The following is a 20,400-nucleotide window of genomic DNA, read 5'->3' on the forward strand; positions in this document are numbered from 1 at the left end:
CTTACTCAGAAACAGTCACGCTTTCGATGATTACATCTTCGCGCGGCACATCCTGGTGCATACCGCTGTTGCCGGTTTTGACCGCTTTGATTTTGTCCACAACATCCATACCTTCAACCACTTCAGCAAACACGCAGTAGCCCCAGCCACTTGGTGTTTCTGAACGGAAGTTCAGGTAGTCGTTGTCAACCACGTTGATGAAAAACTGTGCAGTGGCGGAATGCGGATCGTTGGTACGGGCCATCGCCAGGGTGCCGCGGTTGTTTTTCAGACCGTTGTTGGCTTCGTTTTTGATCATACCGAGAGTCGGTTTCTGCTTCATGCCCGGTTCAAAACCGCCGCCCTGGACCATGAAATCATTGATAACACGATGGAAAATGGTGTTATTGTAGAAGCCGTCTTCACAATATTTCAGGAAGTTTGCGACCGTTTCCGGTGCTTTATCCGCGAACGTCTTAATGACGATATCACCATGATTTGTATGAAAAGTTACCATAATAATTTCCTGCTGCTTATATTATAAAGGCAATAATCTGCCGTTTTTATCTCCGGGGTGTGTTATATCATACTCACTAATCTGCGTCAGTATTTGTTATAATCACCGGGTTTTACAGGGTCTTTCTTGCATTTGCAGGGTATTCGCGTTTCAATAACCTGACCTGTCTCAGATTTTGATCCCCGCAGACAGATATAAAAAATAAAGTATTTATTATCAATTAATTAACAGAAGTCACCATCAACACGTACAGACTTTTAATGGAATAGTCCTATGCTGAAAATTTATAACACCTTATCAAGACAAAAAGAGGAATTTAAGCCCATTAACCCCGGTAAAATCGGGATGTACGTGTGTGGTATCACTGTTTACGACCTGTGTCATATCGGACACGGGCGGACATTTGTCGCGTTTGACACCATCGTGCGCTATCTGCGTCACGCCGGGTATGATGTGAACTATATCCGCAACATCACGGATGTGGACGATAAAATCATCAAACGGGCGAATGAAAATAACGAAACCTGTGATCAGCTGGTGGATCGCATGGTGGCGGAGATGCACCGCGATTTCGATGCCATGAACCTGATGCGCCCGGATTCAGAGCCGCGTGCCACACATCACATCAAAGAGATTATTGAGATCACGCAGTTACTGCTCGATCGCGGTCATGCCTATGTGGCGGACAACGGGGATGTGATGTTTGATATCAGCAGCGACCCGGAATACGGCCTGCTGTCACGTCAGGATCTGGAGCAGCTCCAGGCCGGTGCCCGTGTCGAGGTGGCGGATGTGAAACGCAATCCGATGGATTTCGTGCTGTGGAAAATGTCCAAACCGGGTGAGCCGTCATGGGAATCCCCGTGGGGCGCGGGGCGTCCGGGCTGGCATATCGAATGTTCCGCGATGAACAGCAAACAGCTGGGCACCCATTTTGATATTCACGGCGGCGGTTCTGACCTGATGTTCCCGCACCATGAAAACGAAATCGCGCAGTCCACCTGTGCCCACGACGGCCCGTATGTCAATTACTGGATGCACTCCGGTATGGTGATGGTTGATAAAGAGAAGATGTCAAAATCCCTCAATAACTTCTTCACCATCCGCGATGTGCTGGGCTATTACGACCCGGAGACGGTGCGTTACTTCCTGCTGTCCGCACATTACCGCAGCCAGCTCAATTACACGGAAGAGAACCTGAAACAGGCGCGTACTGCTCTGGAACGTTTCTATACCGCACTGCGCGGTACAGATAAAAACGCTGCGGTAGTGGTGAATGAGGAATTCGCAAATCGTTTCCGCGATGCGATGGATGATGATTTCAACACGCCGGAAGCTTACTCCGTGCTGTTTGATATGGCGCGTGAACTGAACCGCCTGAAACAGGAAGATATGACAGCGGCAAACGGCCTGGCGGCACAACTGCGCCAGCTGGCCGGTGTGCTTGGTCTGCTGACTCAGGATCCGGAGCAGTTCCTGCAAAGCGGTGCACAGAGCGAAAGTGATGAAGATGCAGCGAAAATCGAAGCACTGATCAAACAGCGCAATGATGCCCGCGCGTCAAAAGAGTGGGCGCTGGCGGATGCCGCCCGTGATGCATTAACCGACATGGGTATTGTGCTGGAAGATGGTCCGCAGGGCACCACCTGGCGCCGTAAGTAATCGTTATTATATTCTGACTGAAAAGCCCGGCATTATTCACTGCCGGGCTTTTTTATATCACTTTATTTTTACCGGGCAGGCATAACGGCCTGTTATCCGCTATTCTGTTACAGCACCTGCTTTATTATGTGATGTCTTTGTCGTACTTTTATATTAAAAATAAAGGAAGCATCTGATGAGTAAAAATATGTTAGCTATGCTGGTGGCGTCTGTCTGTGCATTCGGCGCAATGACGGCATCTGCCGCCGGACTGTCAGATAATATGAAAACGCTGAACGCGAATCTGCATATCGTTGAAAAAACCGATGATGCGGCAGCACTGAAAACAGCACTGACCGACATGCGCGCTGCGGCACAGAGTGCCAGAGAAGAATTACCGGCCAAACTGAAAGGTAAAGCGGCGGACAGCACAGAAGTGAAGGATTACCATCACGGTTATGATGTTCTGACCGGACAAATTGATGAAGCACTGAAACTGACGGAAGAAGGTAAAATTCCGGAAGCGAAAGCGATGGCTGAACAATTTAAAGCTACCCGTGGTGAATACCACAAGAAATACCGTTAACAGATAATACCGTTTTTCCGTATTAAAAACGCCCGGTCATGATTGCCGGGCGTTTTGTTATTCAGCGGCTGATAATCAGTCCCGTTTGCGCGGCATCATGCGCAGCAGGGTATTATCTTTCCAGAAGTAGTGATGTGCCAGTGCGGCGGCAGCATGCAGGCCGATAATAAAATAACCGGTATTGGCAATGATCTCATGAATATTCTGTATGCTGTACGCGAGATCTTCATCCGGCTCGGCGGAAACCGGCATCGGGATACCGAATAACGACCAGTCATAACCGTTCAGATATTTAATACTGAAACCGAGCACCGGTAACAGAATAAATATCACAAAGATCATCAGATGCACCAGATGGGATAATCCGGTTATCATCGGAGACGGTTTTGGAATGATAGCCGGTGCGCGGTGCTTTATTCTGACGGCCAGACGGACAATCATCAGTATACCGACAGCAATACCGCAACTGTAATGCAGCCCGGCCAAAATACTTCTCAGTGGTTCGTCAGCATTATCCCGTAACAGGGCGCTGATATAAACGACAATCACAAGCAGGAAAATAAACCAGTGCAGGGCAATCTGCACCGGCTGAAATTTTTGTGTTTTCATTTTTTGCGGCTCTTATTATACGGATAAAAAAACCAGAGGCAGTGCTCTGGTTTATTCACAGATTACGATTATTCAGCCACTTTTACCTGCTCACCGGCAAATTCCACCACTTTACCTGCGGTGATTTTGCAGCGCTTGCGGGTCTCAGTCTCACCGTCAACAGTCACCTGACCATCAGCGATAAATTGTTTGGCGGCGGCACCGCTGTCGGCCCAGCCCTGAATTTTGAGCAGGTCGCACAATTCAACATGCGGATGGCCGTCAAGATTAAAAATATCCATTGTTATTCGTCCTTATCGTGAAATTCTTCGCAGGCCTGTAATGTATTCTGAATCAGTGTGGCGACCGTCATCGGCCCGACACCGCCCGGCACCGGGGTTATCCACTCAGCGCGTTCAGCGGCTTCGGCAAAATTCACATCACCGACCACTTTGCCGTTTTCCAGACGGTTAATGCCTACATCAATCACAATTGCGCCGGGTTTGATCCACTCACCCGGAATAAAATTGGGTTTCCCGACTGCCACAATCAGCAAATCCGCATGTTCAACATGGTGACGCAGATTGGTGGTAAAGCGGTGAGTGACTGTTGTGGTGCAACCGGCCAGCAGCAGCTCCAGGCTCATCGGGCGGCCGACAATATTGGATGCGCCGATAATCACGGCATTCAGACCAAATGTATTGATATTGCAGCGCTCAAGCAGCGTCACAATACCACGCGGTGTGCACGGGCGCAGATTCGGCGCACGCTGGCACAGGCGGCCGATATTATAAGGATGAAAACCGTCGACGTCTTTATCGGGATGAATGCGTTCAATCACTTTGACATTATCAATGCCGGCAGGCAGCGGAAGCTGAACGAGGATCCCGTCGATAGTATTATCATTATTCAGTTCATCAATGAGATGGAGGAGTTCGGCTTCGCTGGTGGTATCGGGGAGGTCATAAGAGCGTGAAATAAATCCGACTTCTTCACAGGAACGGCGTTTGCTGGCGACATAAATCTGTGACGCTGGGTTCTCACCGACCAGGATAACGGCAAGACCGGGAGCCCGTTTCCCGCTGGCAATCCGTTGCTGAACTTTTGCGGCAACTTCGGCACGTATGGTCGACGCAATCGTTTTCCCGTCTATAATTTTTGCTGACATCGTGTAAAAATCCATAAAACAGATAAAAGATGGGCACTATTCTGTCAGAACATTTTCCGTCTGTCAGTTATGTTTTATTAAGGTGTCAGAAAGTAACTGCCGAAGATAACTGATTTTCTGATTGACTCGCCGCGTCGCAGCCGTATAATCCACGGTGCATCAAGCAGTTAACCCGCTGTTTTTTTCCTCAGCGCGCCCTTAGCTCAGCTGGATAGAGCAACGGCCTTCTAAGCCGTAGGTCACAGGTTCGAATCCTGTAGGGCGTACCATTCCGAAGTCAACGGACATCAACCGATGTCTTTTTTATGTCTGAAATTCAGTTAATTAGCTGATTTTAACTTTTCTTCGTTCAACTGACGCCCACCTATATCAACCTACATCAAGTAATATTTGTTGGCATATGCGTTGGTACATACAGGTTCAATGAATTCTTATACCAACACAAACTCATGGGAGTTCCTATATGGCACTAACAGATGTGAGGGTAAGAACGGCAGCCTGCCGATAAAGGATACAAACTAACTGACGGTGAAGGAATGCACCTTTATGTGCATGCTAATGGTTCTAAATGCTGGCGGTTGCAATAATAGTTCATGGGAAACATATTCGATTTGACGTATGTGTTTTTTAGAGGTAATTTAAAAAAAAGATTACAGAGGTACACATGGAACCATTACAACTGTTTAAAATTTTAGGTGACCAAACCAGACTGGATATCGTGCTATTGCTAAAAGCATCCGGGGAGTTATGTGTCTGTGATATCTATACGGCCTTGAATTTATCGCAACCAAAGACATCCCGGCATCTGGCAATGCTAAGAGAATCAGGTCTTTTGCTCGATTCAAAACATGGCAAATGGGTTCATTATCGTTTATCTCCTGCATTACTACCGTGGGTGAAAAGTATCATTGATGTCACTTACGCCACAGAGAAAAATAGAGTTGCAGATTTGCTTAAGAGTCTGGAGACAAAAGAACCTGCGAGTCGCTGTTCTATATAAAAATTTTTAAGCTAACATATTTGGAAAAACATATGTAAGGTTGAGCGATGAAAAAACTAGAAGTATTTGATCCAGCGTTATGCTGTAGCACCGGTGTTTGCGGAACCGAAGTCGATCAAGCATTGGTAGACTTCGCAACAGATGTGGATTGGTTAAAGAAACAAGGGGCAAGTATAAGGCGTTTTAATTTAGCGCAAGAGCCTATGGAGTTCGTTAACAACACAAAAGCAAAAACATTTTTGGAAACCGCAGGTGCCGGGTCACTTCCGCTATTGATTCTTGACGGTGAGATTGTGCTGACTGGTCGATACCCAAAACGACATGAGCTAGCCAGATGGTTTGGTATTCGACCGAATATTGAAAAAGCTGAAATTGTTAAATCGTGTTGTGGTAATGGTAAAACGTGTTGTTAACAGGAGAAATAAAATGAAATTTTTAGATAACACACCTAATTATTTATTTTTTACTGGAAAAGGTGGTGTGGGTAAAACCTCTGTTTCCTGTGCGACAGCAATTAAGTTGGCTGAAAAAGGGAAAAAAGTTTTACTGGTGAGCACTGATCCAGCTTCTAACGTTGGGCAAGTATTCTCTCAATCGATAGGCAACAATATTAAGCCAATAACATTGGTTCCAAATCTATTTGCTATTGAAATAGATCCTCAAGCCGCAGCCGAAGAATATCGAAACAAAATTATTAATCCAATCAAAGAAAGTTTACCTGAAGCGGTAATTCAAGGTATTACGGAACAGCTATCAGGTGCCTGTACCACAGAGATTGCAGCTTTCGATGAATTTACCGGGTTGTTAACCAATACCGAAATTACAGAGCAATTTGACCATATCATTTTTGATACCGCACCAACGGGGCATACCATCCGTTTATTACAACTCCCGAGTGCATGGAGTGACTTTATTAGCAATAATCCTGATGGCGCGTCATGTTTAGGGCCAATGTCTGGTCTTGATAAACAACGTGAGCAGTACAGCATGGCGGTGGAAGCGCTGAGTGATAAATCACTGACAAGGCTGGTCTTGGTTGCACGACCTCAGTCTGCCGCATTGAGGGAAGTCGCAAGAACCTATAGTGAGTTATCATCTCTGGGTATCAAAAATCAGCAATTGATAGTCAATGGTGTTTTCCCTGAAACTGCGGTGACTGAAAATGATAAGTTATCCCATGCGCTCTACTCTCGTGAACAAGCAGCATTAGAGTCTATGCCTGAAGCACTACGCTCGTTACCTGTCGATATTCTTTATTTACAAAAGATCAATATGGTGGGTGTCGATGCACTGAAGCAGTTGTTATCTAATGACATGCCACAAATTCCAACTATTACCCCGACAAAACAACCTATTTCTTTACCTACCTTGTCAGAACTGGTTGGCGAAATATCTCAGCAACAGCATGGGTTGATTATGTTAATGGGCAAAGGTGGTGTAGGGAAAACAACGATTGCGGCATCAATCGCAGTTAAATTGGCAGAAAAAGGGCTTGATGTACATCTGACCACATCTGATCCGGCCGCGCATATTGAATCAACCCTCGATGGTGTTTTACCCAATCTTCAGGTTAGCCGAATTGACCCTGTCGCTGAAACTGAGCGTTATCGTAATTATGTCTTAGAAACCAAAGGGAAAGATTTAGATGAAGAGGGGCGTGCATTACTTGAGGAAGATTTACGCTCTCCATGCACAGAAGAAATTGCGGTATTTCAGGCTTTCTCTCGCATCATTAGAGACGCGGGTAAACGTTTTGTCGTCATGGATACTGCGCCGACCGGACATACATTATTACTTCTGGATGCAACAGGGGCATACCATAAAGAAATTGCTAAAAAAATGGGCGAAAAAGGCCACTATTTAACGCCGATGATGCAATTACAAGATCCTGAACGTACTAAAGTTATTATTACGACACTCGCTGAAACTACGCCTGTGCTTGAGGCGGAGAACTTACAAAATGATTTAATACGGGCAGATATATATCCGTGGGCGTGGGTGATCAATAACAGTTTATCTATCACGGAAACAACATCACCATTGTTACTTTCAAGAGCAGAACAGGAAGTCGCTCAGATTGAAAAGGTGACATCAACATTGGCAAAACGTGTTGCTATTGTTCCTTTGCTTGAAACAGAGCCTGTGGGGATATCTGCATTAAGTCAGCTCGCAGAATAAGTTTTATTTTCTAAAAATAAAAGGTGCGGAAAAGTACCTTTTAAATGAGGTTATTATGTTTATTGCCGCATTCATTTTTATTTTAACGATCATCTTTGTTATTTGGCAACCCAAAGGACTTGGTATTGGCTGGAGTGCTACAGCAGGGGCTGTATTGGCACTGATCTTTGGTGTGATCAGTTTCCAGGACATCCCGATTGTCTGGAACATTGTTTGGAATGCTACGGCGACATTTGTTGCCGTAATTATCATTAGCCTACTTTTAGATGAAAGTGGTTTCTTTGAATGGGCTGCATTACATGTTGCCAAGTGGGGCGGGGGTAAAGGAAAACTGTTATTCAGTTATATCGTGTTACTTGGTGCAACGGTTGCAGCCTTATTTGCCAATGATGGCGCCGCATTGATATTAACGCCCATTGTGATTGCGATGTTATTGGCTCTTGGTTTCAACAAAGGCACGACATTAGCATTTGTCATGGCTGCCGGGTTTATTGCAGATACGGCGAGCTTGCCGCTGATCGTTTCGAACCTCGTGAATATCGTTTCTGCGGACTTCTTTGATATTGGATTTACTGAATATGCATCGATTATGGTGCCAGTGGATATTGCAGCAATTATTGCAACATTAGCGATGCTGCATTGGTTTTTCCGCAAAGATATTCCTAAACAATATGATGTTACCAAACTGAGTGAACCGACTTTAGCCATTAAGGATATGACAACGTTTAAAACAGGTTGGCTGGTATTGATACTGCTGCTTATTGGTTTCTTTGTCTTAGAACCATTAGGTATTCCAATCAGTGCAATTGCGGCTATTGGCGCTTTAATTCTTTGGATGATTGCAGCCAGAGGCCATACGATTAATACCAAAAAAGTATTACGCGGAGCACCGTGGCAAATCGTCATTTTCTCTTTAGGTATGTACTTGGTTGTTTATGGTTTAAGAAATGCAGGGTTAACCGATTATCTTTCTGAAACGCTCAATTACCTTGCAGACAAAGGGTTATGGGTGGCAACAATTGGTACGGGATTTATAACTGCATTTTTATCCTCAATAATGAATAACATGCCAACGGTATTAATTGGTGCCCTGTCCATTGAAGGAAGTGAAGCATCAGGGGTAATTCAGCAAGCAATGGTTTATGCTAACGTGATTGGTGCCGATTTGGGTCCGAAAATCACACCAATAGGTAGTTTGGCTACATTGCTGTGGCTGCATGTTTTATCGCAAAAAAACATGACCATTACATGGGGATATTATTTCAAAACAGGGATTATCATGACTATCCCTGTGCTCATTGTCACACTCGTTGCTTTAGTACTTCAACTTTCACTGTTAAATTAAAGGTAACTCCATGAATGAGCTCACTATCTACCATAACCCCAATTGTGGCACTTCGCGTAACACCCTTGCAATGATCCGCAATAGTGGTGTTGAGCCAACGATTATTTATTACCTGGAAACACCTCCGGCTAAGGATGTGTTAGTGCAACTTATTGCAGATATGAAAATCACAGCGAGGGAGCTATTACGAAAAAATGTTGAGCCGTATAAGCAATTAAATTTAGAAAATAACCTTTATTCCGATGAGCAATTGATCGATTTTATGTTGCAGTACCCGATACTGATTAATAGGCCGATTGTCATCACTCCGCTGGGTGTAAAGTTGTGTAGGCCTTCAGAGGTAGTGTTAGATATATTGCCTAATCAGCAACAAAGTGAATTTATCAAGGAAGATGGCCAGATAGTGATTGGTAGCCACGATGTAAAAATGTAAATTTTCCCTTTCTTTGCCCGCTATATCCGTTACAGCAATGATTTTGTCACAGAAGGCAGCGCTGACGGCAAAGTCGATTTTACCTTTATCTACTAAACCGGTGCCGGAAATTACCCGGATAAAAAACATGGTATTTACCAGACAACCGGTCTATATTATTCCGCATGACAGAGGTAAAGACGCAATGACATCAGTAATCACAAAACCGAAACGGGGACGGCCGCCGAAGAATCATGATGCGGGTGCGGATGTAAAAAAAATGCTGATCCGCAGCGGCATGGAGATGTTTACCGAAAAAGGGTATATGACATCGGATATCAACGGGATCCTGAAAAAGGTTGGTGTGCCGAAGGGCTCTTTTTACTATTACTTTGACAGTAAAGAGCAGTTTGGTCTGGAAATCATGCGTAATTACGACAGCTATTTTTCCCGTCTGCTGGATAAATGTTTGTCTGATACCACGCTGCCGCCACCGGAACGATTACGGGCATTTTATCTGACCGCCAAAGCCGGAATGGAAAAATACCACTGGCAGCGCGGGTGCCTGGTGGGGAATCTCGGCCAGGAAGTGACCAGTCTGCCGGCAGGGTATTGTGAAATACTCGATGAGATTATTACCGGCTGGCAGAAGAAAGTGGAAATCTGCCTTCTGGAAGCACAGAAACAGCAGCTTATTTCCGCTAAAACAGATTGCAGGCAAATGGCGGCTTTTTTCTGGACGGGCTGGGAAGGGGCGGTAATGCGTGCCAAATTAACCCGTAACAGTGAACCGCTGGATCTGTTTATCACTGTTTTTATGACACAGATACTGGCTGATAAAGCCTGAGAGATTGTTGCAGAATAATTTATTAAATATCGCCGTTGTTAACGCGCCGGTGAGTATTTAATAAATTTTTTTACAATTAACCAGACAACTGGTCTATATTCATAAAAGGATAACACCATGTTTAACTGCATTCTGATTGAAAATACTGACGGCTATACCGCAAAGCTGGCTCAGCTCGATGAATCACAACTGCCGGATCACAATGTGACTGTGCAGATTGACTACTCCACGCTGAACTATAAAGATGGCCTGGCGATTACCGGCAAAAGCCCGGTTGTGCGCAGTTTTCCGATGGTTCCGGGGATTGATTTTGCCGGTACCGTGACCGAAAGCAGCTCTGAACACTATAAAGTTGGCGACAAAGTACTGCTCAACGGCTGGAGTGTCGGCGAAAAATACTGGGGCGGACTGTCTCAGGTGGCAAAAGTGAAAGACAGCTGGCTGACACCGTTACCGGCCGGGATGAGCACAAAGCAGGCTATGATGATTGGTACCGCCGGTTACACGGCAATGCTGGCGGTTCAGGCACTGCTGAAACAGGGGATCACCAAAGAATCCGGTAAAGTACTGGTGACCGGTGCCAGCGGCGGCGTGGGCAGCTTCGCTGTTTCTCTGCTGTCAAAATTAGGTTTTGAGGTTATCGCTTCCACCGGCCGTACGGCTGATACCGCGTATCTGATAGATACCCTGGGCGCATCTGAAATCATGGATCGCAACGAGTTATCCGTACCGGGTAAACCACTGACCAAAGAGCGCTGGGCGGCGGCGATTGACAGTGTGGGCAGCCACACACTGGCCGGTGTCTGTGCCGGTACTCAGTATGGTGGCGTTGTGGCGGCCTGCGGCCTGGCACAGGGCATGGATTTTAACGGGACTGTTGCACCGTTTATCCTCAGAGGCGTGAGCCTGATCGGTATCGACAGTGTGATGCGCCCGCAGGCAGATCGTGTGGCGGCATGGAAACAACTGGCTGAACTGACTGATCCGGCACAGCTGGAAACTATCAGCCGTGTGATCCCGTTAAATGAAGCGATTCCTGCAGCACACAGCCTGCTGAACGGCGAAATCCGCGGCCGTGTGGTTGTTGATGTAAACAATTAATATGGTGTGACCCGCAGTATCCGTAAAAGAACATCCGGCAGAATCCTTCCGCCGGATGTTCGGCTTACAAAGTCAGCACTATTAAGTGCTCTTACATACTACTCATAATCATTTATCAGCGAAAGATGTATTATAGCTGCCATAAATACACCATAGCTATAGCTCCCGGGATAATGTCAGGGATTGCCCGCTGTCATCAATGAATACCGCCTCAGCCTTATAATTCCCTGCTGTTATGCCGGAAGCGGCATCAATGACATAGGTTTTTTCCCCGTATGGTGCAATCATCATGTCCGGCATGGCAGCCGCCGTGTAGCGCCGGTTACTGTCGGTCAGTGACAACGAGGATAATGACAGATAATAAGGTGACGGATTGCGGGCAGTTACGGTGATCCGGCCGTCCTTCTCCCGGTAAGAGAATGTCAGTGTTTCAAGCCGTTTGCTCAGAGGGGCGGTTAATCCGGCGGGACGGTAAAAAATCTTCATTTGGGTATTCATTGCCATCAGCACTTTATTTTTATCACCGTCCGTTGTTTTGACGGCCGGATTTTCATATAAATTCAGCCAGAAGACGGACTCACGATCAGACGGCAGCGGTGTACCGTTATAGATTATCTCAAGATTGCTGCGTGACTGCGGATCAGCGGTAAAAATCGCCGGAAGTGCCACAAACGGGTATTTATCCTCTCCCGGTACGCCGCTGTTCTCACCGTCATCCACCCAGACCTGGACCAGTACCGGATAATCATTGGTATTGGCGAGCAGCAGGGTTTTCCGCGCCTGACCCTCCTGAAAAATCACACGGGTTGATGATGCCAGCATACCGGCTACCGCCGCAGAGGTTGTGAACAGCAGCATAGCCGCCAGAATCAGGGGACGACAGGAGAGAGCTGAGTATCGTTTCATGTTGCTCCGTTACTGGACTTTAATCAGCACATAGGCTTTGGCATCAACATTACCGGGCTGTGCCTGCTGCCCCGGCAGGCGGATAAGTGTTGCTGTCAGCCGGATCAGATAGCTGGTGTAGCCTGTGGCGGATGAACCGGCGGACGATGCGCCTGACAACACAGGAAACCACCCGGCCTGATTAGCGGTATTCGCTGAACACGGCGTGGAACCGTTGCACCCGCTCCAGCCGACAAACGGCATTTGCTGTCCGGTGACGGCATTACTGAGCCGGATCCCAACACCGGTGGCCACTGACGATACTGTACCATAACCATCTGACAGTAAATATTCCACGCCACCGGCACTGTTTATCAGCCCGAGTTGCTGTGCTTTGCGGTAAGCTTCCTGTGATGTCTGTAATCCGACGGAAGTCTGGGCTGTACCAACGCCTGACACCACTGCATTATCGCACTCCACGGTGATATCAAAGGCGCTGCTGACGGTCTGCCCGGCATTAAGTTGCCCGGCAGAAATGCGCGGCAGCTGCACCAGCGGCGTGACATTTCGGGCAGCACAGGTGGCATCATGGGAATACGAGGAAACCGGTGAGCCGTTCATCCCTATTGACATCCACCAGACATAATTGAATCCCTCATAATGATAGGCGGAATCAGTACCTTCTTTCGGATAGACATAGCCGGTCGGTCCCTCGAAAATGACATAGGCGTTCGGCTGGGTGCAGCGGTAAGTGGAGGTACCGGTCACAGGCGCCATGCCGCTGCCGCAGTATGCACTGGCTGCACCGGAGCGGGGCGGAAGTGTGCTGACTTTGATTAAATCCACTTTCATGGCACTGATATCCCGTACGCGGATCTGAATTTTTCCGTTTGCGGTGGTTGCATAGGTGGTGATCGGCGTTCTCTGCCAGTAACGGGTAAACACCTGACCGGAATTCATATGGGTAAAGCGGATGGCAGTATACGGAAACCAGGTGGCGTAATAGTTTTCGTAGCCGTCAGTTTTGCCGATATCAAAGAATCCGCCGTGGCGGTCATCACCGTTGGTGGCGAATAATTCAAAGATACTGCCTTTATCTGCTGCGTCACATTCGTACAGCACTTCATCCGGGTCGGGAAACAGCGGGGACTGCGTCCAGCTGGTGACGGAGGAGGCGAGAACCGTCCCGACCGGCTGGAGATACGCGCTGGTCATGTTGATATTCCCGAGCCCGGTGCCCAGACCGGAGACATCCGCACCGGTCTGTTTTTTGGTGATCCGCACACATTTTGCATCCGCGCTGATACTGTAAAATGCCGTTAATGTGATGAAGGAAATAAGTAACGTTTTGATTATTCTTGTCATAAAAATTTTCCGCAGTTACTGACACGGCAGTGCCATTGAAACCAGAGGAACCGGTTTGTCATCCGGCAGCCGGTAAGTGGTGGTACAGGAATTGCCGGGGCCGTCACCCCAGACTATCCGCAGTTGTCCCTCCGGTTTGTCTGCCCGGAAATAGAGTTGATTGGCCTGGCCGGTCATCCCGGTTACCTGATCATTATCATCAAGCACCTGACTGCCCATCGGGATGGTTTTTCCTCCGGCATACAGCAGGGTGATCAGCACCGGCTGGCCTGCATTGGTTTCATATTTTATCCGCAGCATTGCGCCGCTGTAAGGCGCGACTTTTTGCTCCGGACGGCTGATTTCAGCCTGTGTATCAATGCCTTCGCTGCTCAGCATCACCGCATTGTACTGATACGGGATCAGCGACGGCACCAGCGCATAGCCGCTGCTGCTGACCGTTCCGCCACTGACCACTTTTGCTCCCTGTGCCCCTTTTGCCTCGACAATGGCAAAGGTATCACTGAGGTAAGGCCCGGCGGTAAGTCCGCCGCGGTGTAATACCAGAGAACCCTGAGCACCGGCGGAGGCCTGCCGGTAGTCGGGTGCTTTGGCAGCACTGACGCGCAGATTGGTCACCGGCAGCTGTGTTTGTAAAGATCCGGAAATCGTTCCCTGGCTCAGCCGGTCATCTGAAATATAGCTCAGCCCGTAGCTGACCGGCTGAGATTCTGTTCCGGTCAGGCCGGACAGGTTAGTCTGATAATCATTCCGTCCCGGGCTGTGGCTGGCAGAGAATGAAAGATTCGGCGAATAGCGCTGATCCCCCAGTGGCATGCTGATCCCGAGTGAGACGAAATTCTGGTTTTTCCCGCTGCGTACACTGCTGTCCGGCTGTAAACCGTCAGCGGCTGCGGCATTGGTCATCCGCGCGACAGAAAGGTTAACCGCCACCCGGTTATCAAAAATTTTGCTCCAGGAGAGTTGCAGCTGGTCATTCTTTTCGCCGGAATTATGGTAATTCTCCCGTGATGCGGACAATCCCAGGTTTCCGTACTGATTAAGATTCTGGCTCAGTGTGATATCAAAACGGGAACGCTGGCGCAGAATACGGTAGTCTGTGTCTGATATCTGGTTACCGGCGAAATAGTCCGCGCTCAGTTTGTCATTCAGTGTCCGGAAACCATTCGTGGAGTAATGATAACTGGACAGGGTTACCGAGGTATCCGTCGGCTGAAATGTCTTGCTGTAGGAGGCATGAAAACGCCAGCCGGTTTCCGTTGTGCCGGGTAATTTTGCATTGGACAGCGTGGCGTTGAAGCTGAATGCCCCGAAACGGTTGGTATGCACACCGCCCAGCAGCATGGCCTGATACCCTTTCGCCACCTGACCGGCGGCATTCAGAGTGATCTGGTTTGTCAGGCCGTGCTGAATCACCACTTCACTGAAATTGTCATTGTTGCCGGTAAACCGGGTTTTCCCCGCTGTCACAGAGTATTTTGTGCTGCCGGGCCGGACGGACTCCGGTACTGCGGAAAAGGGCACAATAAAGCTGTTTACACTGCCGTCCGCCTCTGTCACTTCCACCCGAAGGTCACCGGCGTAGTTTGTGGAATACAAATCGTTTATTTCGAACGGGCCGGGGGCAACTGTGACAGAATAAATCTGCTGATTTCCCTGCCAGACGGTGACTTTGGCGTTACTGTTGGCGATCCCCTGAATACGCGGGGCATATCCGCGTTCATTGTCCGGCAGCATCCGTTCATCAGTGCTCAGGCGGATCCCTTTAAATCCCATACCGGATAAAAAATTACCGGAAGTGAAGCCTTCACCGATTAATAATTTACTGCCGATCTCATAAAGTGCGCGCTGAATATAACGGCGGCTGGTATTCCATTTTCCGCCGGTACTGTCTGACCAGTTATACTGACTTTCCTGACGGAAACTCCACAATCCCAGATTAAATCCGCCATTCAGGCTCAGGTAGGTGGAATTCATATCACGGGTGCGGCTGTCGCTGTAACTGACATGATATTGATTAGCATTGTAGTTGGCGAATAACATGGTTTCGCCGCTTTCCAGACTTTCCTGCGGGATCCGCTTCTGCCGGTGACCGGAAAGCATGGCCTGAGGTATGGTCAGATTCAGTTTCAGTTCTGCGTTATTAAACCGGCTGGTGATATTTTCCCCGATCTCATCCGGAAAATAACATTCAGTATTCCCGGAGAGTTCCGGTTCCTCTTTCAGTCCGGTCAGGCGGATTTGTTCCGGTGTCAGGCAGGCTGAAATTTTCCCGTTTTTATCTTCTTTAAACGGAACGCTTGTCTGAGCAATAAACTGATCATTGACCAGAAGGTCAACTTTATATACCCCCGGCGGAATGGCATTACGGGTATTAAATGTCTGCAATGCACTGTTTGTCAGGGTATTCCCGCGTATCAGTGAAGGGTCGAAATAATAATCATTATTATCCTCTGCCCGCACGGTATTCAGATCGCAGAGGCAGCAGCTCAGAAGTACCAGCGTGATTCTGTTACGGGTAAGAAAAGGGATAACGTGTTTCATATAATTATTATCGTGTCTGTCATTATCAGTTCAGGGTAATTGAGCGTGTTTTTTCAACACCGTAATCATTAATAACCCCCAGGAGCAGAGTGACATTTCCGCTCTGATAGCCGACAGGCAAAGACCATTTTGCTGAGGAATACGGTGCTATCATGGTGGTGTTTTCAATTTGTCCCTGCTTATTTCCGGCAGATAACGCAGCGGAGGAAACGCTGGCATAAAAAGGCGACGGGTTGCGGACATCAAGCATATTGCCCTGACGGCTGATTTCGAGTTTGTTAATTACATCAGCGGTGTCATTCCCGATTTTTGCCGGACGGTAAAATAATTTCATGCGGTTAGTGACAACAATCATCAGTTTATTTTTATCCGCATCTTCTTTTTTGACTGAAGGAATACTCAGATAATTAAAATAAAAGATACTCTCGCGATCACCGGGTAATTTCCCGCCGGTATAGGTCAGTCTGACATTCTGCTTGCTGTTATCGGTAATATTAAAAATAGCGGGCACCGCAACAAACGGGCCATCAGCATTGTCCGGAGAAGATTTCGGATTATTGACATCTGTCCAGATCTGAACCAGTGCCGGTGTTTCATTATCATTTGAAAATATCAGAGTTTTATCCCGGCTATTTTCATTATAAATAATCCGGTTTCCCAGCATAGTGACACTGGCGGTGGCATGAAAAGCAGTGAGAAAGCTTAATATAATAAATAATAAATATTTTTTCATTGTATAACCTTATGGCGGCACGTATCCGGCGGCAGATAACGTACCGTTTATTATTTTACTTATTTATACCAGGGTATATTTATTATTTATACGTAATGGCATATTGCGCGCTGGCGATAACACTACCGGCAGTTACTGCACTTTTCTCTGCATAATAACGGGCAACGAAATTAACAGGGGCAACAGAACCATCATCAGCAATATTGATTTTCTGTGATGATTTAATTAAATCCCCCGGGGTGAATTCAAGATTAACGGCGTTGTTATCCACTAACTGAATAGAGACACCATCCGCATCACCGGTATTTCCGAGGTTTTTAGAGGTGGTGACTGAGTTACCGACAAACGCAATACTCAGTGTTTTTTCCATACCTGCTTCAGTCGTAGCGGTACATCCGCTGATATTGATAGTGAATTCAGTATCGCCGGTAGTGGTACCGACAGTACTTTTAAAATCTTTCACAGGTACTGTCGGCAATAATACAACCGGACTTTTATCTGTGCCGTTAATATCGAGTGAGCATGTCTGATTTGCAACTTCACCAATAAAACGAACGGTATTATCTGCCGCACTGTGTGCTGTAAAAGTAGTAATAGCACATGAGGCAGCAATAAATGCAGTAAGTGTTTTCTTTATAATTGATTCCTGTTTATTTATCTGATCATTTTTCTGAAAATAGGGTGCTGTTTTAATATAAAAAGTACCCATCTCTGAAAGACAGAATGCATTATTTATTAAAATAAATAATAGTCAGATAAAAGTTTTTTAAAGGTAATAGGATTCTCCGGAATATTATCTGAAAATAATTCCGTGTTTTTTCATAAACAGAAATAATATTATTTCTGATGCAGTATTACCCGTTGAAAATACAGTTGCATTATAATAAGTAAGCATACAACTAACAAGAGTACAAAATCCGAGTAGTCAGTGGATTTCAGGAATGTGTTATTTTTATGTATACATAAAAATCAATATAAATCAAAGCGTTAAGTTATACTTAAAAAAGAGTTAAGTTTGATTTGCAGATATTTGTAATATTTTATGCTACAACAGCATGTAATGCTTTCATTATACAGTATTATATACTTAATAATTATTGCGTTCATATTTGAAAACAAATGGTCACTAAATCCGTGTATTTATTACATGTCTATACAAAATAGTGTTACAGAGTATGATGATTGTGTTAGGTGATATTTCATAATTTAATTTATATTTCAGTGTGTTATGGTTTTTGTGAGAAAGTGTTTTTTACAATTGTCTGATTGTACCGGCTGTTTCGTACCGACGGTATTTTTTCTGCCGGGACTGCATTTGCTCATTTCTGTATTTTATGAATAATAGCGATGTAAAAAGATATGACTGATACATAAAGCAGTATTTATAAAAACGACATTAACTAAGAATTATCTTATAGGGATGAGACATGCAAATGATGCAGGCAGTAAATCCGGTCAAACTGAAGTCAGTTATAAAATTGATTATTGTTGCCGTTATTCTCCTCGTCGCGGGAGTGGTTACTTTTAATTCGTATACTATTGTGCAGGATGGTTCGGTAAAAGTCGGAACCTTTTTAGGTAAGGTTAACCCGGTCGCTTATGATGCCGGGCTGCATTTCCCGATTAACCCGTTTATGACATTTGATACCTATTCAACAAAAGATATCCGGGTGTCACTGAAAGAGCTACGCGTACCGTCACAGGACAAACTGAAATCCATCGTGGATATTACGGTGATGCTCCAGTTTGATGGCGCTAAAGCTCCCATTCTCCGTATTAACGGCGGTACGGAAAGTGAAGCGCTGGATAAATATGTCCGCCAGAAACTGATTTCCACGATTCTGGAATTCGGGAAAGACGTTGCCAACGCACAGGATCTGTATACCGCAGATACCCAGCGGAAATTACAGGAATCTATCCGTGATGCCATTCAGGGTTATGCTTCACCTTACGGCTATACGATCAAAGAGATTATGATCCAGGATATTACGCTGCCGGAAGTGGTTCAGGAGCAGGTCGTGAATACCAAGATGCGTCAGGAGCAGATAAACCAGGCAAAAGCGGAAGCAGAGAAAGAGCGTGAACTGGCTCAGAAAAAAGTGGTTATCGCACAGGCAGAGCGTGAGTCTGCAGAACAGCAGGCACTTGCCCGTGAGCGTAATGCTCAGGCCAGCTCTTATGCAATGCGTCAGGAAGCCGATGCCCGTTTATATGCCGCTCAGAAGGAATCAGAAGCGAACGCCGTGTTACAGCAGACAATCACCCGCGAAATGATTAACTGGAAGCAGCTTGAAATAGAACAAATTAAAGCAGAGAAATATAAAGGTGAAGTGCCTAACATTGTTGTTGGTGCAGACTATGACGGAAAAATGATCATGGATATGCGTTCACAGCAGTAAAAAATAACTGCCCGCTACCGAAAACCCGTCATATGGCGGGTTTTTTATTTATATGGGATTTTTGATGCTTAAATAAGGTATTGATTTATCTTTATATCAGATAAAAACCTGCCGGGCGATGGCCAGAAAGGAGCGGTAACAGCGATACGATTTCAGTCTCCGGCAAAGCACTGCTGATGTCAGAGCAGCACCCGCAGCATGATGATATCAGCACTCTGCTGGCATCATTCTCATCTGAAACACCGGTAACCAGTGCGGAAAGTGAAATCTGTCATGACAGCATGCAGCTCTCTTATGCATTACAGGCGGAATGCATGGCTGCACTGGTGGCGGATTTCAGATGCCGGAGTAATAAATATTGATTTATCTCTTCATTAAAATAATCAGTAGGATATCGAATGAATAATAGATGATTCTAGAATAATAATTTTATTTATTATTTCTAAACTCATTTTATTATTCAGATAAAATAACTGATTATTAAAAGGATTGATAATGAAAGAATTAAATTGTGCTGAAATTGAACTGGTTTCCGGTGCCGGATGTGTTCAGGACTCTATCACCGATCTCGGAAAAAAACTCGGTGACTGGGGTTTTGAACAGCTCGGGCCTTATCTGACGGTAGATCTGCCGGTGATCGGTAAAGTCAGCCTCAAAGATGCATATCCGGGGCTGGGCAGGGAAGTCGGCGGAAAAGTGGGTTCAGCTGTCGGCGGTTTTATTGAAGGTAAATTAGGCGGCATTGTGGATCTCGGTGGTATTTGTAAATAATACGATGATAAAGTATTAGTATAAATAATGATCCTCTGCGGAATATACCACAGAGGATCCTTGATATATAAATAGTTATCATCGGAATCGCCGGTGTTTTGCCCGGCTGACGACAGAGCAGGAATGTTATTTTGATTCATAATAAAACCTGAATATTTTACGACAATATAGTATAATTTCTTAAGCAAATATATACTTGAAAAGTGATGTGAAATTGCAGTTTTTCCTGTTGAGCTGATAAATAATAATTATTTTTCTGTCAGTACATTAACCATGTGATTTTACGCTGTAACAACGATTAATTTTTATTACATCCTTCCCTCTATTCATTATCAGTAGTC

Annotated in this window: 21 protein-coding genes, 1 tRNA gene and 1 pseudogene; 14 read left to right on the forward strand and 9 right to left on the reverse strand. The window is 46.0% G+C overall.

Annotated features, from left to right (window positions below; all coding sequences use genetic code 11):
* Nucleotide 1: 1 nt before the first annotated feature.
* On the reverse strand, nt 2–496 hold the full coding sequence (gene ppiB / locus ACSBQN_RS01685; protein ID WP_004237667.1) for a peptidylprolyl isomerase B: 495 nt from the start codon (nt 494–496) through the stop codon (nt 2–4).
* Nucleotides 497–769: 273 nt separating this feature from the next.
* Here ppiB and cysS point away from each other — a divergent pair, with 273 nt between their 5' ends.
* Both cysS and cybC read left to right on the forward strand, forming a co-directional pair.
* On the forward strand, nt 770–2,158 hold the full coding sequence (gene cysS, locus ACSBQN_RS01690; protein WP_024475090.1) for a cysteine--tRNA ligase: 1,389 nt from the start codon (nt 770–772) through the stop codon (nt 2,156–2,158).
* Nucleotides 2,159–2,333: 175 nt separating this feature from the next.
* Entirely contained in the window at nt 2,334–2,723 is a 390-nt protein-coding gene (gene cybC, locus ACSBQN_RS01695; protein ID WP_201893956.1) for a cytochrome b562, read from the forward strand.
* Nucleotides 2,724–2,798: 75 nt separating this feature from the next.
* Here cybC and cybB read toward each other — a convergent pair whose 3' ends face one another.
* The 3 genes from cybB to folD all read right to left on the reverse strand — a co-directional run bounded on the left by cybB (nt 2,799) and on the right by folD (nt 4,479).
* The gene (cybB, locus tag ACSBQN_RS01700; RefSeq protein ID WP_024475092.1) at nt 2,799–3,332 is read right to left on the reverse strand and encodes a cytochrome b561; all 534 of its coding nucleotides are present in this window, start codon (nt 3,330–3,332) and stop codon (nt 2,799–2,801) included.
* 68 nt (nt 3,333–3,400) lie between these two features.
* Entirely contained in the window at nt 3,401–3,613 is a 213-nt protein-coding gene (gene ybcJ / locus ACSBQN_RS01705; protein ID WP_004237674.1) for a ribosome-associated protein YbcJ, read from the reverse strand.
* 2 nt (nt 3,614–3,615) lie between these two features.
* Entirely contained in the window at nt 3,616–4,479 is an 864-nt protein-coding gene (gene folD / locus ACSBQN_RS01710) for a bifunctional methylenetetrahydrofolate dehydrogenase/methenyltetrahydrofolate cyclohydrolase FolD (protein ID WP_004241000.1), read from the reverse strand.
* A 192-nt stretch (nt 4,480–4,671) separates the two neighbouring features.
* Here folD and ACSBQN_RS01715 point away from each other — a divergent pair.
* The 9 genes and pseudogenes from ACSBQN_RS01715 (at nt 4,672) to acuI (ending at nt 11,362) form a co-directional block, all read left to right on the forward strand.
* Nucleotides 4,672–4,748 (forward strand) — tRNA-Arg (locus tag ACSBQN_RS01715).
* A gap of 194 nt (nt 4,749–4,942) precedes the next feature.
* Nucleotides 4,943–5,063: pseudogene (locus tag ACSBQN_RS01720) on the forward strand (Arm DNA-binding domain-containing protein); the annotation flags it as partial.
* Nucleotides 5,064–5,143: 80 nt separating this feature from the next.
* Complete coding sequence (locus tag ACSBQN_RS01725) at nt 5,144–5,479, forward strand: metalloregulator ArsR/SmtB family transcription factor (protein WP_152695398.1); 336 nt, start codon at nt 5,144–5,146, stop codon at nt 5,477–5,479.
* 47 nt (nt 5,480–5,526) lie between these two features.
* On the forward strand, nt 5,527–5,892 hold the full coding sequence (arsD, locus tag ACSBQN_RS01730; protein WP_024474765.1) for an arsenite efflux transporter metallochaperone ArsD: 366 nt from the start codon (nt 5,527–5,529) through the stop codon (nt 5,890–5,892).
* A 13-nt stretch (nt 5,893–5,905) separates the two neighbouring features.
* Complete coding sequence (gene arsA, locus ACSBQN_RS01735; protein WP_214167129.1) at nt 5,906–7,657, forward strand: arsenical pump-driving ATPase; 1,752 nt, start codon at nt 5,906–5,908, stop codon at nt 7,655–7,657.
* Nucleotides 7,658–7,712: 55 nt separating this feature from the next.
* Nucleotides 7,713–9,002 (forward strand): arsenic transporter, encoded by a 1,290-nt coding sequence (locus ACSBQN_RS01740; RefSeq protein ID WP_214167128.1) that lies wholly within the window; start codon nt 7,713–7,715, stop codon nt 9,000–9,002.
* Between the two features lie 10 nt (nt 9,003–9,012).
* Nucleotides 9,013–9,435: an arsenate reductase (glutaredoxin) gene (gene arsC / locus ACSBQN_RS01745; protein ID WP_024474768.1), complete on the forward strand. Its 423-nt coding sequence runs from the start codon at nt 9,013–9,015 to the stop codon at nt 9,433–9,435.
* Nucleotides 9,436–9,619: 184 nt separating this feature from the next.
* Nucleotides 9,620–10,261, forward strand: coding sequence for an acrylate utilization transcriptional regulator AcuR (gene acuR, locus ACSBQN_RS01750; protein WP_024474769.1), 642 nt, complete (start codon nt 9,620–9,622; stop codon nt 10,259–10,261).
* A gap of 117 nt (nt 10,262–10,378) precedes the next feature.
* Complete coding sequence (gene acuI, locus ACSBQN_RS01755) at nt 10,379–11,362, forward strand: acrylyl-CoA reductase (NADPH) (RefSeq protein WP_004237682.1); 984 nt, start codon at nt 10,379–10,381, stop codon at nt 11,360–11,362.
* Nucleotides 11,363–11,518: 156 nt separating this feature from the next.
* On the opposite strand, the gene ACSBQN_RS01760 is transcribed toward acuI, so the two are convergent.
* The 5 genes from ACSBQN_RS01760 to ACSBQN_RS01780 all read right to left on the reverse strand — a co-directional run bounded on the left by ACSBQN_RS01760 (nt 11,519) and on the right by ACSBQN_RS01780 (nt 17,367).
* The gene (locus ACSBQN_RS01760) at nt 11,519–12,268 is read right to left on the reverse strand and encodes a fimbrial biogenesis chaperone (protein ID WP_152695406.1); all 750 of its coding nucleotides are present in this window, start codon (nt 12,266–12,268) and stop codon (nt 11,519–11,521) included.
* Between the two features lie 9 nt (nt 12,269–12,277).
* Entirely contained in the window at nt 12,278–13,612 is a 1,335-nt protein-coding gene (locus tag ACSBQN_RS01765) for a fimbrial protein (protein ID WP_152695408.1), read from the reverse strand.
* A 15-nt stretch (nt 13,613–13,627) separates the two neighbouring features.
* On the reverse strand, nt 13,628–16,156 hold the full coding sequence (locus tag ACSBQN_RS01770) for a fimbria/pilus outer membrane usher protein (RefSeq protein WP_214167126.1): 2,529 nt from the start codon (nt 16,154–16,156) through the stop codon (nt 13,628–13,630).
* A gap of 25 nt (nt 16,157–16,181) precedes the next feature.
* Nucleotides 16,182–16,889, reverse strand: coding sequence for a fimbrial biogenesis chaperone (locus ACSBQN_RS01775; protein ID WP_024474773.1), 708 nt, complete (start codon nt 16,887–16,889; stop codon nt 16,182–16,184).
* An 82-nt stretch (nt 16,890–16,971) separates the two neighbouring features.
* The gene (locus ACSBQN_RS01780; protein WP_434991534.1) at nt 16,972–17,367 is read right to left on the reverse strand and encodes a fimbrial protein; all 396 of its coding nucleotides are present in this window, start codon (nt 17,365–17,367) and stop codon (nt 16,972–16,974) included.
* Nucleotides 17,368–18,316: 949 nt separating this feature from the next.
* On the opposite strand from ACSBQN_RS01780, the gene ACSBQN_RS01785 reads away from it, so the two are divergent.
* From ACSBQN_RS01785 to ACSBQN_RS01795, 3 genes are all read left to right on the forward strand, one after another.
* Nucleotides 18,317–19,288 (forward strand): SPFH domain-containing protein, encoded by a 972-nt coding sequence (locus tag ACSBQN_RS01785; protein WP_004237684.1) that lies wholly within the window; start codon nt 18,317–18,319, stop codon nt 19,286–19,288.
* 176 nt (nt 19,289–19,464) lie between these two features.
* Nucleotides 19,465–19,650 (forward strand): hypothetical protein, encoded by a 186-nt coding sequence (locus ACSBQN_RS01790; RefSeq protein WP_024474776.1) that lies wholly within the window; start codon nt 19,465–19,467, stop codon nt 19,648–19,650.
* Nucleotides 19,651–19,783: 133 nt separating this feature from the next.
* A complete protein-coding gene (locus ACSBQN_RS01795) occupies nt 19,784–20,059 on the forward strand; it encodes a hypothetical protein (protein WP_024474777.1) in 276 nt (91 codons plus the stop codon).
* The last annotated feature ends 341 nt before the right edge of the window (nt 20,060–20,400 follow it).

It is taken from the genome of Morganella sp. B601 (assembly GCF_051172335.1).
In the GTDB taxonomy this organism is placed as follows: Bacteria; Pseudomonadota; Gammaproteobacteria; order Enterobacterales; family Enterobacteriaceae; genus Morganella; species Morganella morganii.

Coding starts and splice junctions, on each gene's coding strand:
- ACSBQN_RS01765 (WP_152695408.1), bottom strand. CDS start 13,612: ATGACAAGAATAATCAAAACGTTACTTATTTCCTTCATCACATTAACG.
- ACSBQN_RS01785 (WP_004237684.1), top strand. CDS start 18,317: ATGCAAATGATGCAGGCAGTAAATCCGGTCAAACTGAAGTCAGTTATA.
- ACSBQN_RS01790 (WP_024474776.1), top strand. CDS start 19,465: ATGTCAGAGCAGCACCCGCAGCATGATGATATCAGCACTCTGCTGGCA.
- ACSBQN_RS01775 (WP_024474773.1), bottom strand. CDS start 16,889: ATGAAAAAATATTTATTATTTATTATATTAAGCTTTCTCACTGCTTTT.
- arsD (WP_024474765.1), top strand. CDS start 5,527: ATGAAAAAACTAGAAGTATTTGATCCAGCGTTATGCTGTAGCACCGGT.
- ACSBQN_RS01760 (WP_152695406.1), bottom strand. CDS start 12,268: ATGAAACGATACTCAGCTCTCTCCTGTCGTCCCCTGATTCTGGCGGCT.
- ACSBQN_RS01770 (WP_214167126.1), bottom strand. CDS start 16,156: ATGAAACACGTTATCCCTTTTCTTACCCGTAACAGAATCACGCTGGTA.
- cybB (WP_024475092.1), bottom strand. CDS start 3,332: ATGAAAACACAAAAATTTCAGCCGGTGCAGATTGCCCTGCACTGGTTT.
- ACSBQN_RS01740 (WP_214167128.1), top strand. CDS start 7,713: ATGTTTATTGCCGCATTCATTTTTATTTTAACGATCATCTTTGTTATT.
- acuR (WP_024474769.1), top strand. CDS start 9,620: ATGACATCAGTAATCACAAAACCGAAACGGGGACGGCCGCCGAAGAAT.
- arsA (WP_214167129.1), top strand. CDS start 5,906: ATGAAATTTTTAGATAACACACCTAATTATTTATTTTTTACTGGAAAA.
- cybC (WP_201893956.1), top strand. CDS start 2,334: ATGAGTAAAAATATGTTAGCTATGCTGGTGGCGTCTGTCTGTGCATTC.
- ACSBQN_RS01795 (WP_024474777.1), top strand. CDS start 19,784: ATGAAAGAATTAAATTGTGCTGAAATTGAACTGGTTTCCGGTGCCGGA.
- ACSBQN_RS01725 (WP_152695398.1), top strand. CDS start 5,144: ATGGAACCATTACAACTGTTTAAAATTTTAGGTGACCAAACCAGACTG.
- arsC (WP_024474768.1), top strand. CDS start 9,013: ATGAATGAGCTCACTATCTACCATAACCCCAATTGTGGCACTTCGCGT.
- ybcJ (WP_004237674.1), bottom strand. CDS start 3,613: ATGGATATTTTTAATCTTGACGGCCATCCGCATGTTGAATTGTGCGAC.
- ppiB (WP_004237667.1), bottom strand. CDS start 496: ATGGTAACTTTTCATACAAATCATGGTGATATCGTCATTAAGACGTTC.
- acuI (WP_004237682.1), top strand. CDS start 10,379: ATGTTTAACTGCATTCTGATTGAAAATACTGACGGCTATACCGCAAAG.
- folD (WP_004241000.1), bottom strand. CDS start 4,479: ATGTCAGCAAAAATTATAGACGGGAAAACGATTGCGTCGACCATACGT.
- cysS (WP_024475090.1), top strand. CDS start 770: ATGCTGAAAATTTATAACACCTTATCAAGACAAAAAGAGGAATTTAAG.